Below are 1,537 nucleotides of genomic sequence, written 5' to 3' on the forward strand. Positions count from 1 at the left end.
ACCGCCCAGCCCTCGCCAGCCGGATCGGCCAGATGGCAATCCAGGGTGATCAGCGGGCCCAGCGTGCGCATCAGCATCGGGCGCAGGCGCTCGATCACCAGCGCCGGATCGAGCGCCTGGGTCGCCAGCCGCTGCGTGCGGGAAAAGGCCAGCAACTGAGCGATCAGGTTGGCCGCGCGCTGCGCTGCCTGGCGCCCTTCGCCGGCCAGACGCTCCACCCGCGCGGCATCGCCGCTGCGCCGGGCGATTAGATCGAACGAAGCCAGGATCGCGCCCAGCACGTTGTTGAAATCGTGCGAGAGGCCGGCGACGAGCTGGCCCATCGCCTCCATCTTCTGGCTTTGCACCAGGGCTTCCTGCGCGGCGCGCAATTCGCTGGTGCGCGCTTCCACCCGTGCCTCCAGCGTGGCGTTCAACTCGCGCAGCTGTTCGGCGATCGCTGCCCGCTCGCTCACCAGGCGGGTGCGCTCGGCGATCTCCTCCATGAAGGCAACGTCATCGGGATGCCAATCGCGCGTCGTCCGGCTGTTGAGATAGACGATCGTGCGCAGCCGCCCTTCGCGCAGGAATGGCACGACCAGGATGGCGCGGGTATCAACCGTGCGCGCGGTTTCCAGGCTGCGCGCGTCGACCCGCGGATCGGCGGCGAACAGATCGCCCACCACCACGGTCTCACCCCGGTTGAGCGCGGCCACGATGCGGGCGCCGAAATCGGCCGCCGGCATGCGCCCCAGCAGCGGCGGGGCCGTGCCATCGGTCCAGCAGATATCGTAATCGAACACGTCCTCTTCGGCCAGCAGTTGGCCAAAGCCGGTGCGGCTCACCCCGAAATGCTCGCCCATCAGCGCGGCAATCTCGTCCAGCGCGGCGGTGGTATCGTAATCGCGCAAGACATCGGCGATCTTGAGCCGCAGCGCGATGCGCGCCTCACGCCGGGCGATCTTGTGGAACACTCGCTCCAGCCAGGCCGCGCCCAGTGCGATGGCCAGAATCAGCAGCGTGATCGTGGCGATCAGCACGGCCAGAAACGTCTGGCCGATGCCGCTGGTCACCATGTGCGCGTGCGCCGCGCTGTCCATGGTGATCACGGCAGCATGCATGCCGGCATAGTGCATGCCGGCAATCGCCAGGCCCATCAGCCCGGCCGCGCCCAGCCGCATGCCCAGCGCCTGGTCCCGCGCGGCAAACCACAGCGCAGCGGTGGCCGCACCGATCGCGATCAGCACCGAAATGCCCACCCACAGCCGGTCATAATGCATGGTGCCGGGCATGCGCATCGCCGCCATGCCCACGTAATGCATCGCCACCACGCCCAGACCCATCAACAGCCCGGCCGAGGCGATGCGCCGGGATGACAGGCCGGTGCGGCCCAGCGCGGCAAAGCCCGCGCCGGTAAATCCGATGGCGATGGCCAGCGACAGCAGCGTCAGCCCCAGGTCATAGCCCATTGCCATGCCCGGCACGCGAAACGCCAGCATGGCCACGAAATGCATCGACCAGATGCCGCCACCCAGCGCGATCGAGGCCGCCGCCAGCC

Annotated in this window: 1 protein-coding gene; it reads right to left on the reverse strand. The window is 68.7% G+C overall.

Annotated features, from left to right (window positions below):
• Positions 1-1,537, reverse strand: a 1,537-nt coding sequence (locus tag H926_RS33425; protein WP_158441998.1) for an MHYT domain-containing protein, incomplete at both ends; no start/stop codon positions are given.

This window comes from Novosphingobium sp. B-7 (assembly GCF_000410615.1).
Classification (GTDB): Bacteria; Pseudomonadota; Alphaproteobacteria; order Sphingomonadales; family Sphingomonadaceae; genus Novosphingobium; species Novosphingobium capsulatum.